13 protein-coding genes are annotated in these 12592 nt (G+C 65.6%); 6 read left to right on the top strand and 7 right to left on the bottom strand.

Annotated features, from left to right (window positions below; all coding sequences use genetic code 11):
- Positions 1-44 precede the first annotated feature (44 nt).
- From Ga0609869_RS11385 to pyrH, 7 genes are all read right to left on the bottom strand, one after another.
- A complete protein-coding gene (locus Ga0609869_RS11385) occupies positions 45-173 on the bottom strand; it encodes a hypothetical protein (protein WP_281273238.1) in 129 nt (42 codons plus the stop codon).
- 87 nt (positions 174-260) lie between these two features.
- Positions 261-1598, bottom strand: coding sequence for an RIP metalloprotease RseP (gene rseP, locus Ga0609869_RS11380; RefSeq protein ID WP_125403254.1), 1338 nt, complete (start codon positions 1596-1598; stop codon positions 261-263).
- A 13-nt stretch (positions 1599-1611) separates the two neighbouring features.
- Positions 1612-2796: a 1-deoxy-D-xylulose-5-phosphate reductoisomerase gene (gene dxr / locus Ga0609869_RS11375; protein WP_125403255.1), complete on the bottom strand. Its 1185-nt coding sequence runs from the start codon at positions 2794-2796 to the stop codon at positions 1612-1614.
- 2 nt (positions 2797-2798) lie between these two features.
- Positions 2799-3590 (bottom strand): phosphatidate cytidylyltransferase, encoded by a 792-nt coding sequence (locus Ga0609869_RS11370; protein WP_125403256.1) that lies wholly within the window; start codon positions 3588-3590, stop codon positions 2799-2801.
- Positions 3590-4264 (bottom strand): polyprenyl diphosphate synthase, encoded by a 675-nt coding sequence (gene uppS / locus Ga0609869_RS11365; protein ID WP_125403276.1) that lies wholly within the window; start codon positions 4262-4264, stop codon positions 3590-3592. Before uppS ends, Ga0609869_RS11370 begins: the two co-directional genes overlap by 1 nt.
- A 78-nt stretch (positions 4265-4342) precedes the next feature.
- Positions 4343-4909: a ribosome recycling factor gene (gene frr, locus Ga0609869_RS11360; protein ID WP_125403257.1), complete on the bottom strand. Its 567-nt coding sequence runs from the start codon at positions 4907-4909 to the stop codon at positions 4343-4345.
- A 53-nt stretch (positions 4910-4962) separates the two neighbouring features.
- Positions 4963-5700 (bottom strand): UMP kinase, encoded by a 738-nt coding sequence (pyrH, locus tag Ga0609869_RS11355; protein ID WP_125403258.1) that lies wholly within the window; start codon positions 5698-5700, stop codon positions 4963-4965.
- A gap of 88 nt (positions 5701-5788) precedes the next feature.
- Here pyrH and miaA point away from each other — a divergent pair, with 88 nt between their 5' ends.
- From miaA to Ga0609869_RS11325, 6 genes are all read left to right on the top strand, one after another.
- Positions 5789-6661, top strand: a complete 873-nt coding sequence (miaA, locus tag Ga0609869_RS11350; protein ID WP_125403259.1) for a tRNA (adenosine(37)-N6)-dimethylallyltransferase MiaA — start codon at positions 5789-5791, stop codon at positions 6659-6661.
- 105 nt (positions 6662-6766) lie between these two features.
- Positions 6767-7558, top strand: a complete 792-nt coding sequence (locus Ga0609869_RS11345; protein ID WP_125403260.1) for a helix-turn-helix transcriptional regulator — start codon at positions 6767-6769, stop codon at positions 7556-7558.
- 224 nt (positions 7559-7782) lie between these two features.
- Positions 7783-9441 carry an ABC transporter substrate-binding protein gene (locus Ga0609869_RS11340; RefSeq protein ID WP_125403261.1) on the top strand — a complete coding sequence of 553 codons (1659 nt, stop codon included), beginning with the start codon at positions 7783-7785 and terminating at the stop codon, positions 9439-9441.
- A gap of 119 nt (positions 9442-9560) precedes the next feature.
- Positions 9561-10619, top strand: a complete 1059-nt coding sequence (locus Ga0609869_RS11335; protein ID WP_125403262.1) for an ABC transporter permease — start codon at positions 9561-9563, stop codon at positions 10617-10619.
- 12 nt (positions 10620-10631) lie between these two features.
- The gene (locus Ga0609869_RS11330) at positions 10632-12053 is read left to right on the top strand and encodes an ABC transporter permease (RefSeq protein WP_125403263.1); all 1422 of its coding nucleotides are present in this window, start codon (positions 10632-10634) and stop codon (positions 12051-12053) included.
- Between the two features lie 5 nt (positions 12054-12058).
- Entirely contained in the window at positions 12059-12589 is a 531-nt protein-coding gene (locus tag Ga0609869_RS11325) for a uracil-DNA glycosylase family protein (RefSeq protein WP_125403264.1), read from the top strand.
- The last annotated feature ends 3 nt before the right edge of the window (positions 12590-12592 follow it).

Raw genomic sequence — 12592 nt, 5'->3', positions numbered from 1 at the left:
GTCAAAAGAGCAGAACGCCGCCGCGAGGCGTGCGCCCTGCCGCTTCAAAACAGCGAGACGAGATACGCCCCGGCCATGAGGGCGAGAAATACCGAAATAATGTAGAACAGCCGGTCCCAGGTCAGGTTTACCAGCAAGGACAGGCTGCGATAGCCAGCTTCGAAGGTACTCATCGAAGGCCTCCTTTCTGCCGTTCGGATTAGACCTTGTTGAAAAATCTAGTGTCCGAATACGGCAGAAACTTGGCTAACGCGTGACGATCACGGGCAAAAAATATCGTTCGTAAGGGCAAAGACCATCAGCGACACCAGCAGCGCAAGGCCGACCGTCATCAGCACGCGCATCGCCTTGTCGCTGGGCGGACGCCCCACAATAGCCTCGTAGCCGTAAAACATCAGGTGCCCGCCATCGAGCACCGGAATCGGGAACAGGTTCAGCAGTCCCACCGCGGTGGAAAGCACGGCGATGAACCAGATGAAGCTGAGCGCCCCCTGGCTGGCCGCCGCACCCGAGGTCTCGGCGATACCGAGCGGACCCGACAGGTTGCACGAGCTGATCGCACCGGTGATCATGTGATAAAGGCCCGACAGGCTGGAGCGCATGATGAACCAGGTCTGCGACACGCCGTAGTTCAATGATTCCAGGACGCCGGGTATCCGCGTCTCCGGCTCGAAGACCAGCCCGCCGGTCATCCCGATCAGCCAGCGCGTCTCGAACCCGCCCTCCGGCAGGGGCAGGTCGGCCCGCCGCGGCTCAAGTTCGTAGCTCAGCGTCTCGCCATCGCGCCAGACCTCGATCGTCAGAGGCGCGCCTTCCGAGGCGGTCACGACGTCCTGCACCTGGGTGAAGGCGCTGACCGGCTGCCCGTCCACGGCCACGATCACGTCGCCGGATTTCATGCCCGCCTCCATCGCCGCGGAGTCGGGCTGAATGCTCTCGATCCGCGGCGGGAACGGATATGGGCCGGCCAGTTCGATCTCCTCGCCGTCCCGTTCCAGCCGGTAGGTGATATCGCCGGTGACGGGCAAATTCTCGACCGCACTGTAAAGCGCTTCGTAATCGGGGGTCGCCTGCCCGTTCAGCGCGAGGATGCGGTCGCCTTCCTGCAATTGCGTCAGACCCGCGGGCAGCGGCATCATCTCGCCCACGGTCGGCGGCTCGACCGCGACGCCGCGGGCGAACAGCAACACCATGAACACAACCGCCGCCAGGATGAAATTGGCCACCGGCCCCGCCGCGACCGTCACCGTCCGCGCCCACAGCGGCGCGCCGTGCATGGTGTGGCGCAGGGTGTCGGCGTCCAACCCCTCCAGCGCCTTGCCGTCCTTGCCGCTCGCGGCGTTGGAATCGCCCAGAAAGCGGACGTAGCCGCCAAAGGGCAGCGCCGCCACCTGCCAGCGGGTGCCGTGCTGGTCATGGCGCGAAAACAGCACCGGCCCAAAGCCGATGGAAAACACCTCGGCATGGATGCCGGACCAGCGCCCAACGATGTAGTGGCCGTATTCATGAACGGCGACGATTACGCTGAGCGCGACGACGAAGGCTATCGCTGTGTAAAGAAAGCCCCCGAACGTGGGAATTAGACTGACAACTTCCACTGCTATTCCTGTTTCAATTCTGGTTGGTCCGGGCAATGACCGCGTCTGCAGTATCTCTTGCCAATCTGTCGGTTGCCAGCACGTTATCAAGGATCATCCCGGCATTTGTTTGGCCCGTTTCGTGCGAAAGCCTGTCCAGCACCGCCTCGACCACCTGGGCCATCTGCAAAAACCCGATACGTCGGTCGAGAAAGGCATCGAGGGCACGTTCCTTGGCGCCGTTGAACACCGCGCCGCTCAGCCCGCCGGCGGACATCACCTCGCGCGCCAGCCGCAGGGCGGGCCAGCGCTGCTCGCAGGCGGGGCGGAAATTGAGCTGGCCGATCTGCGCCAGGTCCAGCCGCGCCACCGGCAGTTCTGCCCGGTCGGGCCAGTTCAGCGCATAGCCGATGGCGTGGCGCATGTCGGGCGGGCCGACATGGGCCATGATCGCCCCGTCGCGGAACCCCACCAGCGCGTGGATCAGCGATTCAGGGTGTACGACGGCCTCGATCCGCGCAGGATCGATGCCGAAATATTCTTTGGTCTCAATAAGTTCCAGCGCCTTGTTGAACATCGACGCGCTATCGACCGTGATCCGCTGGCCCATCGCCCAGTTGGGGTGCGACGAGGCCTGTTCGGGCGTGGCGCTGGCCAGCGCCTCGATCGGCCAGTCGCGGAACGCGCCGCCCGAGGCGGTAATTATGATCCGCTCCACCGCGGCGATGTCTTCGCCCACCAGCGCCTGGAACACCGCCGAATGCTCGCTGTCCACGGGCATCACCGTGGCGCCGTGGCGTTCGGCCTCGGCCAGCAGCAGCGGACCGGCGGTGACCAGGCTTTCCTTGTTGGCCAGCGCCAGCGTGGTGCCGTGGCGCAGCGCCCGGAACCCCGGCACCAGCCCCGCCGCCCCCACGATGGACGACATGATCCAGTCGGCCGGGCGGTCGGCCGCCGCGACCAGCGCCTCTTGCCCCGCCGCGGCCTCGACGTTCGATCCGGCCAGCGCGGCCTTGAGCGCGTCGTAGCATTCGGGAAAGGCGGTGACGGCCACATCGGCCTGCAGCTCTTTCGCCTGCTCGGCCAGCCGCGCGACGTTGCGCCCGCCCGACAGCGCGACCACGTCATAGGCCTCGGCCCCGCCCTGCCTGGTCAAGAGATCGACCGTGTTTTCGCCAATCGACCCCGTCGACCCGAAGATCGTGATCCGCCGCCGCATGTTCAGAACCTCACTTCGGGAACGTAAACGAGCTGGGCCACCAGCAGCATGAACAGCGCCGCCCCCAGCAATCCGTCGAACCTGTCGAACAGGCCGCCATGTCCCGGCAAGAGGCCAGAGCTATCTTTCACCCCCATGCGGCGCTTGACCGCACTCTCGGCGATGTCTCCCATCTGGCTGGCCAGCGACAGCGCCATCGAGATCCACGGCAGGTCGCGCCCGGCATTGGTGAAGGTCAGGAAGATCAGCCCGATCAGCACCGCGGCGAACCAGCCGCCCAGCGTGCCGGCCCAGGTTTTCTTGGGGCTCACCCTCGGCCAGAACTTGGGCCCGCCGATGAAGCGGCCCGCGAAATAGCCGGAGACGTCGGTGGCGATGACCACCAGAACCAGCCAGATCAGCCAGACCACGCCGTGCACGTCACGAAACCCGGTCAGCCCGTAGCTGGCCGCCACGATCGCCAGCGCAAAGGCGGCAAAGATCGCGCGTTCGCGCCGGAGCAGCACCGCGCCCAGGATCGCCGGCACGGCGATCGGCACCAGCGCCACGGCGTCGGGCAGCGCCCGGCCCACCAGCACAGCCGCCGCGCCCGAGAGCCCGACGATCACCGCCTCGAGCGCGCGTTCGGGCGCGACCATGCGCGCCAGTTCCCACAGCATCAGCCCGCAAACCGTGGCGGCCAGCGCGGCGAACCACGGGCCGCCGGCCCAGACCGCGCCGAGGCCCAGCGCCGCCATGCCCACGCCCGAGGCGAGCCTGAGCGAGAGGTCGTGCCACGGGCCTTTGGCTGACATCAGGCGATCACCGCCCCGAATCGGCGGTCGCGCAGCGCGTATTCGCCAACGATCCGTGCAAAATGCTCGGCGGTGAAATCGGGCCACAGGATCGGCGTGAACTCGTACTCCGCATAGGCCGATTGCCAAAGCAGGAAATTCGAAATCCGTGCCTCGCCGGAGGTGCGGATCACCAGGTCGGGGTCGGGCAGCACGCAGGTATCGAGGTAATGGGCCAGCGTCTCGGCATCCACGTCCTCGGGGTTCAGCCGGCCCGCGGCCACCTCGCGCGCCAGCCGCTTGGTGGCGCGAGCCACCTCGTCACGGCCTCCGTAGTTCAACGCGATGGTCAGGTGCACCAGGTCGTTGCCCGCGGTCAGACTTTCGAGCGACTGCATCATCTCCACCAGCTTGGGGTCCAGCCGGTCGCGGTCGCCGATGAAGCGTACCCGCACCCCCTCAGCCAAAAGCGCCTGCGCCTCTTTCTGAATGTAGCGTCGGAACAGCGTCATCAGCCCCGAAACCTCGGCCTGGGTGCGCTTCCAGTTCTCGGTGGAGAAGGCGAAGATCGTCAGGTATCGGATGCCCAGATCGGGGCAGGCCTGCACGATCTCGCGCACCCGCCGCGCGCCGGCCTGGTGCCCGAACAGGCGCGGACGCCCCCGGCTTTGCGCCCAGCGTCCGTTGCCATCCATGATGACCGCCACATGGGTCGGCGCGCCCTGCTCTTTGTTCCTCGCGGCCACCCGCTATCCTTCCCGACCACTCAGGGCTCAGACCTGCATGATCTCCTGCTGTTTGTTTTCCAGCGCCGCGTCCACCTTGGCGATGTGCGAGTCGGTCATCTCCTGCACCTCGTCGTGCCAGATCTTGTGATCGTCCTCGCTCATGCCGGCGGCCTTGGCCTTCTTCAACTGTTCCATTCCGTCGCGGCGCACGTTGCGGATCGCGACTCGGGCCTGTTCGGCATATTGCGCGGCAACTTTGGTCAATTCGCGGCGACGCTCTTCGTTAAGCTCGGGAATCGGCAGCATGATGATCGTGCCGTTGGTCTGCGGGTTGATCCCCAGACCGGATTCCATGATCGCCTTCTCGACCTTGTTGACCAGCGACTTGTCCCAGACATTGACCGTGACCATCCGCGACTCGGGTACGTTGACGGTGCCCACCTGGTTGATCGGGGTCGGGCTGCCATAGGCATCGACCATCACCGGGTCCAGCATGCTGGCCGAGGCGCGCCCGGTGCGCAACGAGGCGAATTCGTGCTTGAGCGCGGTCATCGCGCCGTCCATCCGGCGCTTGAGGTCGTCGGTGTCGATTTCCAGCTCGTCGTCCGCCATGTCTACTCTCTTCTGTTCTTAGGGCGTTCTGGCGCGTTTCGATTGCTATAGCGTCAACCGTGCACGATTGTATAGGTGCCTTGCCCCTTGAGGATACCGCGAAAGCCCCCGGGCTCGTCGAGGCTGAAGACGATGATCGGCAGGTCGTTGTCGCGCGCCAGGGCGATGGCCGAGGCATCCATCACCTTGAGGTTTTTCACCAGCACGTCGTCATAGGTGATTTCGCTGTAGCGCACCGCGTCGTCGGACGCGTTGGGGTCCTTGTCGTAGACGCCGTCCACCTTGGTGCCCTTGAAGATCGCCTCGCAGGCCATCTCGTTGGCGCGCAGCGTGGCCGCGGTGTCGGTGGTGAAATAGGGGTTGCCGGTGCCGGCGGCAAAGATGCAGACGCGGCCCTTTTCGAGGTGCCGCACCGCGCGGCGGCGGATGTAGGGTTCGGCCACCTCGTCCATCCGGATCGCGCTGATCACCCGGCAGAACACGCCCAGCCCCTCCAGCGCGGACTGCATCGCCAGCGCGTTCATAACCGTGGCAAGCATGCCCATGTAATCGGCGGTGGTCCGCTCCATCCCCTGGGCGCTGCCCTGAAGCCCGCGGAAGATGTTGCCGCCGCCGATCACCATGCAGATCTCGACGCCCATGTCGTGAACGCTCTTGACCTCCTGGGCGATGCGCTCGACCGTGGGCGGATGCAGGCCGTAGCCCTGATCGCCCATCAGCGCCTCGCCCGAAATCTTCAGCAGGACGCGCCGGTAGGACGGGCTCGGTTGATTGGCATTGCCCTCGGTCATAGTGTCCAGCCCCGGTCCTGTCCTTGTCTGGCGCGAAAATGTAGGAAAAGGCCGGAAGGTTCAACGGCCAAGAACGGCGGCGGCACGCATGGAACTCCCGAAACTCGATCCCGCGCGCCCTGTGCTGATCGCCGGGCCAACCGCCAGCGGCAAGTCGGCGCTGGCGCTGGCCGTCGCCGAGGCCCGCGGCGGGGTGGTCGTCAATGCCGATGCTTTGCAGGTGTTCGACGGCTGGCGGGTGCTGACCGCGCGGCCCGGCCCCGAGGACGAGGCGCGCGCGCCGCACGCGCTTTACGGCCATGTCCCGTTCACGGGCGCGTATTCGGTGGGCCACTGGCTGCGCGACGTGGCGCCGCTGCTGGCCGGCGCGGACCGCCCGATCATCGTGGGCGGTACCGGGCTCTACTTCACCGCGCTGACCGCGGGGCTGGCCGAGATCCCGCCAACCCCCGATGCGATCCGCGCCGAGGCGGATGCGCGCCTGGCCGAAGAAGGGCCGTCCGGGATGCTGGCCGAGCTCGACCCGCCCACCCGCGCGCGGATCGACACGAAAAACCCGGTTCGCATCCAGCGCGCCTGGGAGGTGCTGCGCGCCACCGGGCGCGGGCTGGCCGCGTGGCAGGACGACACCGGCCCGCCGCTTTTGCCCCTGGCCCGGGCGCAGGCGCTGGTGGTCGAGGCCGACCGCGACTGGCTGGGCGCGCGCATCGACGCGCGGTTCGACGCGATGCTCGCCGCCGGCGCGCTGGAGGAAGCGCGCGCAAACCTGCCCCGCTGGGACCCGCACCTTCTGTCGGCCCGCGCCATCGGCGCGCCCGAGCTGATCGCCCATCTTCGCGGCGAGATGACACTGGCCGAAGCGCGCAGCGCCGCACAGCGCGCCTCGCGCCAATACGCCAAGCGCCAGCGCAGCTGGTTTCGCGCCCGGATGTCGGGATGGCAGCGCATCGCGGCGGGCTGAGTTGCCACTAAAAAGCATTTTTCGCACAATCACGGTTTACCCATGGGCGGAAATCAGCGATTCGTTGCACCAACCGAACCAACCGAACCAACCGCGGCCGCGCCCATGTCCGATACCGTCCCCGATTTGCGCATGACGCCCATCGCCCAGCTGATGCAGGGCGGCCGCTGGCGCGTCGAATCGATGCGCAGCTACACGCGCCACCAGCTTTTGTGGTTTACACGCGGCCAGGGCCGGCTGACCGTGGCGGGGATCACCCGCGGGTTCGGCGTGCATAACGCGGCATTCATTCCCGCGGGCACGATGCACGCCTTCGAAATCACCGCTGCGGTCTACGGCACGGCGCTGTTTTTCGCCGACGACCCCGCACTCGCCCTGCCCGACGCGCCGCATCACCTGCGCATCCGCGAATCCGCAGCGCAGGTGGAACTGACCGCCCTATTGGAAACCCTCCAGCGCGAGCTTGACGGCGACCGCCCGGCCAGGGCGCGCGCCCTGCGCCAGTATCTCGGGCTGCTGTCGGTCTGGCTGGAACGGCAACTCCTGGTCAATGACGACCAGCTTGCCCCGACCGATGCCGCGCGGCGTCTCGCCGCGGGCTATGCCGCGCTGGTCGAGCGCGATTTCCACACGCCCCTGTCGGTCTCGGACTACGCCGCCGCGCTCGGGGTGACGCCCACGCATCTGACCCGTGTGTGCCACCAGACCTGCGGGCGCACCGCCTCGGAGTTGTTGGCAGAGCGCAAGATCGGCGAGGCCCGGCGGCTGCTGGCGGATACGAAACTGCCGGTGAAAGACATCGCCGTACAGCTCGGCTATCGCTCTCCCGCCTATTTCACCCGCGTCTTCCAGGCGCGCACCGGACGCGCGCCGCTGACCTTTAGAAAGAGCGGCTAAGCCAAGGGCGCGCCAGCTTTCGGTTGCAACGCGGGCCAATGTCGTTTTTGTTAATGGCACATGTCGTTTTCCGACATTTCGATGGGAAAGCGCGAAGATTGAAACCTGCGCGGCTTCGAACCGCGCAGCACCGAGTAAATGGGATGCCGGTCCGCTTCCGGCCGGGGGCACGCTCCGGGCGGGACCGCGAAAACCGGGCGTCCCTCCATTGTAGGGAGAGCGCAATGACCGACCGCACCAGCCGCACCGACCGGATTCATCCGGCCGCGAGGATGTACGCCCGCGAACACCAAGACGGGCAGATGAGCCGCCGCGAGTTTCTCGGCCGCGCCACGGCGCTGGGCGTTTCCGCCACCGCCGCCTATGGCCTGATCTCTCTCGACGGGCAGGCCCAGGCCGCCAGCCACGGCATGGCGCCCAAGATGGGCGGCACCCTGCGCGTCCAGATGAACTGCCGCGAGTTGAAGGACCCGCGCACCTACGACTGGTCCGAGCTTGGCAACGAAACCCGCGGGCTGATCGAATACCTCGTCGAGGTCAAGCGCGACGGCGTGCTGCAGCCGATGCTGCTTGAAAGCTGGAGCGCCAACGACGATGCCACCGAATACACGCTGAACGTCCGGCAGGGCGTGAAATGGAACAACGGCGACGACTTCACCGCCGAGGACGTGGCCGCCAACATCATCGGCTGGTGCGACGAATCCGTCGAGGGCAACTCGATGGCCGCGCGCATGGCTTCGCTCATCGCCGATGGCAAGGCCGCGGAGGGCGCGGTCGAGATCGTGGACAGCCACACCGTCAAGGTCAAGCCGCTCACCCCCGACGGGACGTTGATGTTCGGCATGGCCGACTATCCTGCCCCGATCATGCACCGTGACAAGATCGGCACCTCGGTTCTCGACCACGGCATCGGAACCGGCGCCTACATGATGGAGGAATTCAAGGTCGGCGAGAAGATCGTGCTGGTGAAAAACCCCGACCACACCTACTGGGGCGACGCCTATCTCGACCGGGTCGAATTCCTCGACTACGGCACCGACCCGTCGGCCTGGCTGGCCGGCGCCGATGCCGACGAGTTCGACATGACGTACGAGACCGTGTCCGACTTCATCGACATCTTCACCTCGATCGGCTGGACCGAAAGCGAGGTGGGCACCGCCTCGACCGTGGTGATCCGCCCCAACCAGGAGGCCGAGGTCGACGGCATGGTGCCCTATGGCGACGTTCGGGTGCGCCGCGCGCTGGCGCTGGCCGTGGACAATTCGGTGCCGCTGGAACTGGGCGTGTCGGGCCGCGGCAACGTCGCGAACAACAACTATCACGTGGCCCCTGGCGTGCACCCCGACCACGCCGACATCCCGCCCCACGAAAAGAACGTGGACGAAGCGCGGCGCCTGATGGAAGAGGCCGGGATGCTGGACTACGAGCACGAGATCGTGTCCATCGACGACGACTACCGCAAGAACACGACCGACGCGGTGGCCGCGCAGCTGCGCGACGCCGGCTTCAACGTCAAGCGCACGGTGATGCCCGGTTCGACGTTCTGGAACGACTGGACCAAGTACCCGTTCTCCTCGACCAACTGGAACCACCGCGAGACCGGCGTCCAGCTGCTCAACCTCGCCTACCGCTCGAACGCGGCCTGGAACGAGAGCGGCTTCCGCTCCGAGGCGTTCGATGCGCTGCTCGACCAGGCCACGGCCATCGCCGACAACGACGCCCGCAAGGAGGTCATGGCCAAGCTCGAGCAGATGATGGTGGACGAAGGCGTGGCCATCATCCCCTATTTCCGCTCGCTCTACCGCCACTACAAGGAGGGCGTTGTGGGCGGCGAGATGCACCCGAAATTCGAGATCAACATCCACCACATGGGCTGGGCGTAACCGCCTGATCTGACGCAAGGAACCGGGGGCGGCCGCCGCCCCCGGACAGCCAGCCCGTGCGGCCGGCATAGGGGTCGACAACAGCCGCGCCGGGTGCGCGGCCAGCGACAGGGGGTTCGATGGCATTCTTCATTCTCAGGCGGCTGGGCGTCATGCTGCTTACCGCGCTCTGCATGACCTTCGTCGTCTTCCTGCTGACGAACCTGCCGCCCAACCTAGAGAAACTGGCCAAGACCCAGGCGGGCTCGCGCATCACCGACACAGAGGTGACGAGCTGGCTGGAGCGCAACGGCTATGCCGCCCCGATCCTGCTGCGCTATGGCGAGTGGCTGGGGGTCTGGCCCGCGGACCTGGTGACCGACGCCGAGGGCACCCCCATCGGCGGGCGCTGCCTGCGCGGCCGCTCCGGCATCACCAGCGCCGACGAGGTGCCGCGCTATTGCGGTGTGATCCAGGGCGACTGGGGCTATTCCACCAAATACCGCGTCGGCGTGGCCGAGATCATCGGCGAGCGGCTGGCCCGCACCGGCATCCTGATGTTCTGGGCCTTCGCCACGATGGTGCCGCTGGCACTGATCATCGGCGTGCTGGCGGGGATGCGCGAAGGATCGGGGCTCGACCGCAGCCTCTCAACCTTTTCCATCGCCTCGACCTCGACGCCCGAATACGTTTCGGGCGTGATTTTCGTGGTGGTCTTCGCCTCGTCGATGGTCGGGCTGAAATGGTTCAACGGCTCGGCCAAATCCGCCGTCGACGGCGTGACCTTCGAGAATTTCACCCTGCCGGTGGCCACCATCGCGCTTTACGGCATGGGCTATATCGCGCGGATGACGCGGGCCTCGATGGCCGAGGTGATGACCGCGCAATATATCCGCACCGCCCGGTTGAAGGGGGTGAAGTTCAGCACCATCGTACTGCGCCACGCGCTGAGAAACGCGCTGATCGCGCCCTTCACCGTCATCATGCTGCAATTCCCGTGGCTGCTGACCGGGGTGGTCATCGTCGAGGCGCTGTTCGTGTATCCGGGCTTCGGCAACGCCTTGGTCGAAGGCGCGCAGAACAACGACATCGACCTGCTGCTCGCGGTGTCGGTCGTGGCGGTGGTGGTCGTGCTGGTCACCCAGCTGATTTCCGATATCGGCTATGCCTTCCTCAACCCGCGCATCCGCGTCTCTTAACGGAGGTTTCCCATGGAACCGATGACCTGGACGGGCGCGCTGGGCCCCTACCTGAACCCCGCGATCCAGATCGCCGCGCTGGCGCTGGCGGTCTCGGCGCTGGCCAATATCCTCGTGGCGCTCTTTTCGGCCAACGAGCGGGTGCAATACAGCGAACACGGCGCGGTGCTGCAATCGAACGCGACGCTGCGCTTCACCCGGATGGCGATGGGCCTGTCGCTGGCCGCGCTGGTCGCCATCGTGCTGGGCTATATCCTCGGCGGCATCCTGATGCCGGCCGGCGAAAAGGGCATCGTCGGCAGCATCGCCAGCCGCTTTACCCCGGTCTGGATCGCGCTGGCGGTCACCTTTGTCGTCTCGATCGCGTTCAAAAAGCGGCTTGGGCTTTACGGCCACCTCTTCGACAACGTGATCGGCATGGTGGGCTTCGGGCTGGTGATGTTCTGGGTCTTCACCGCGATCTTTGCCGACGCGATTGTCCCCTTCGACCCGGTGCAGGACGTGATCTCGGGGATGAAGAACAAGGCCCCCGGCACGCCGCTGCCCAACCCCGCCGAGGGGCAATTCACCCACTACCTGCTGGGCGGCGACGCGCTGGCGCGCGACGTGTTCTCGCGGATGGTCATGGGCTCGCGCGTGGTGCTGACCATCGCGCCGGCGGCGACGCTGTTTGCCTTTATGGTGGGTATCACGCTGGGCGTGCCCGCGGGGTACATGGGCGGCAAGTTCGACACGGTGCTGTCCTTCATCGCCAACCTAGTGCTGGCCTTCCCGGTGATCCTGCTGTTTTTCCTGCTGGTCACGCCCGAGATCATCACCATGGGTGTGCCCACCTACATGGCGGCGGTGCTGTTTCTCTTCCCGATCATCTTCCTGGTGATCCTTTGGAACTCGCGCTTTCACACGCGCACCGGGCTGAGGAACCTGCTGGTCGCGCTGACGGTGCTGATCGGCGGGTGGCTTTACCTCGGGCTCGCCTGGGACCTCGACCCGTTCGGGCTGGTCTCGATCCCCGGGGGCGTGCTGATCGTCTTCGTCTCGGTGGTCTTCGTCAACTCGCCCACGGTGTTCCGCATCGTGCGCGGCCTGACACTGGATATCTCGACCCGCGATTACGTCGCCGCCGCACAGACCCGCGGCGAGGGGCCGTGGTACATCATGCTGTGGGAGATCCTGCCCAACGCGCGCGGGCCGCTGCTGGTCGATTTCTGCCTTAGGATCGGCTACACCACGATCCTGCTGGGAACGCTGGGCTTTTTCGGCCTCGGCCTGCCGCCCGAAAGCCCCGACTGGGGCACCTCGATCAACGGGGGCCGCGGCCTGCTGCAATTCTTCCCGTTCCCGCCGCTGGTGCCGGCCGTCGCCATCATGAGCCTCGTTCTGGGGCTGAACCTGCTGGCCGACGGGCTGCGCGAAGAAAGCTTGAGGGACTGAAACAGATGAGTCCATGCTTTAGAATAGGGGACGTAAAGCCGGAAATAGTTGTTCTCGGTTCATGCCCGGGGAGACTAGAGAAACTGGACGGCACACCCTTCGCGGGGCAAGCAGGCTCAAACCTCTCAAATCTACTCACCGAACTGACGCGTGAGAACCTCATTGGTGTCAACGACGCCATATATGACCGATACGACGTGACGCTATTAAACGCCCACTGCACGGCGCTGTGGAAGAGTGAGCATGGCAGAACAGAGCCATATGTTCGCGAGATCAAAGTTCCCGCCAACCTCGAGCGTCTTAGAAGGCGCCTTGAAGAGGTCAAATGCAGGCGCCTAGTTTGCGTAGGCAAAAAGGCAAAGAGAGCGTTCGAGCTAGTTTTAAAGGAAGGTCCAATTGAATCCATTGAGACAGCGCACCTAGTCGGCCATCCTTCTCAACAACATCTGAATAGTCACTATCGACATTTTCGCCCTGAATTACGCTTGGCGAAGATGGTGAAAAATACGCTTCGAGTTCTGCCGCTGGGGAAATAGGCA

Source organism: Rhodovulum iodosum (assembly GCF_041020385.1).
Taxonomy (GTDB): Bacteria; Pseudomonadota; Alphaproteobacteria; order Rhodobacterales; family Rhodobacteraceae; genus Rhodovulum; species Rhodovulum iodosum.
This window is presented reverse-complemented; position numbering and strand designations above follow the sequence as displayed.

Bases quoted from the DNA above. Each gene is read 5' to 3' on its own strand.
- Ga0609869_RS11385 (WP_281273238.1), bottom strand. From the start codon at position 173: ATGAGTACCTTCGAAGCTGGCTATCGCAGCCTGTCCTTGCTGGTAAAC.
- dxr (WP_125403255.1), bottom strand. From the start codon at position 2,796: ATGCGGCGGCGGATCACGATCTTCGGGTCGACGGGGTCGATTGGCGAA.
- Ga0609869_RS11370 (WP_125403256.1), bottom strand. From the start codon at position 3,590: ATGTCAGCCAAAGGCCCGTGGCACGACCTCTCGCTCAGGCTCGCCTCG.
- uppS (WP_125403276.1), bottom strand. From the start codon at position 4,264: ATGGATGGCAACGGACGCTGGGCGCAAAGCCGGGGGCGTCCGCGCCTG.
- frr (WP_125403257.1), bottom strand. From the start codon at position 4,909: ATGGCGGACGACGAGCTGGAAATCGACACCGACGACCTCAAGCGCCGG.
- pyrH (WP_125403258.1), bottom strand. From the start codon at position 5,700: ATGACCGAGGGCAATGCCAATCAACCGAGCCCGTCCTACCGGCGCGTC.
- miaA (WP_125403259.1), top strand. From the start codon at position 5,789: ATGGAACTCCCGAAACTCGATCCCGCGCGCCCTGTGCTGATCGCCGGG.
- Ga0609869_RS11345 (WP_125403260.1), top strand. From the start codon at position 6,767: ATGTCCGATACCGTCCCCGATTTGCGCATGACGCCCATCGCCCAGCTG.
- Ga0609869_RS11340 (WP_125403261.1), top strand. From the start codon at position 7,783: ATGACCGACCGCACCAGCCGCACCGACCGGATTCATCCGGCCGCGAGG.
- Ga0609869_RS11335 (WP_125403262.1), top strand. From the start codon at position 9,561: ATGGCATTCTTCATTCTCAGGCGGCTGGGCGTCATGCTGCTTACCGCG.
- Ga0609869_RS11330 (WP_125403263.1), top strand. From the start codon at position 10,632: ATGGAACCGATGACCTGGACGGGCGCGCTGGGCCCCTACCTGAACCCC.
- Ga0609869_RS11325 (WP_125403264.1), top strand. From the start codon at position 12,059: ATGAGTCCATGCTTTAGAATAGGGGACGTAAAGCCGGAAATAGTTGTT.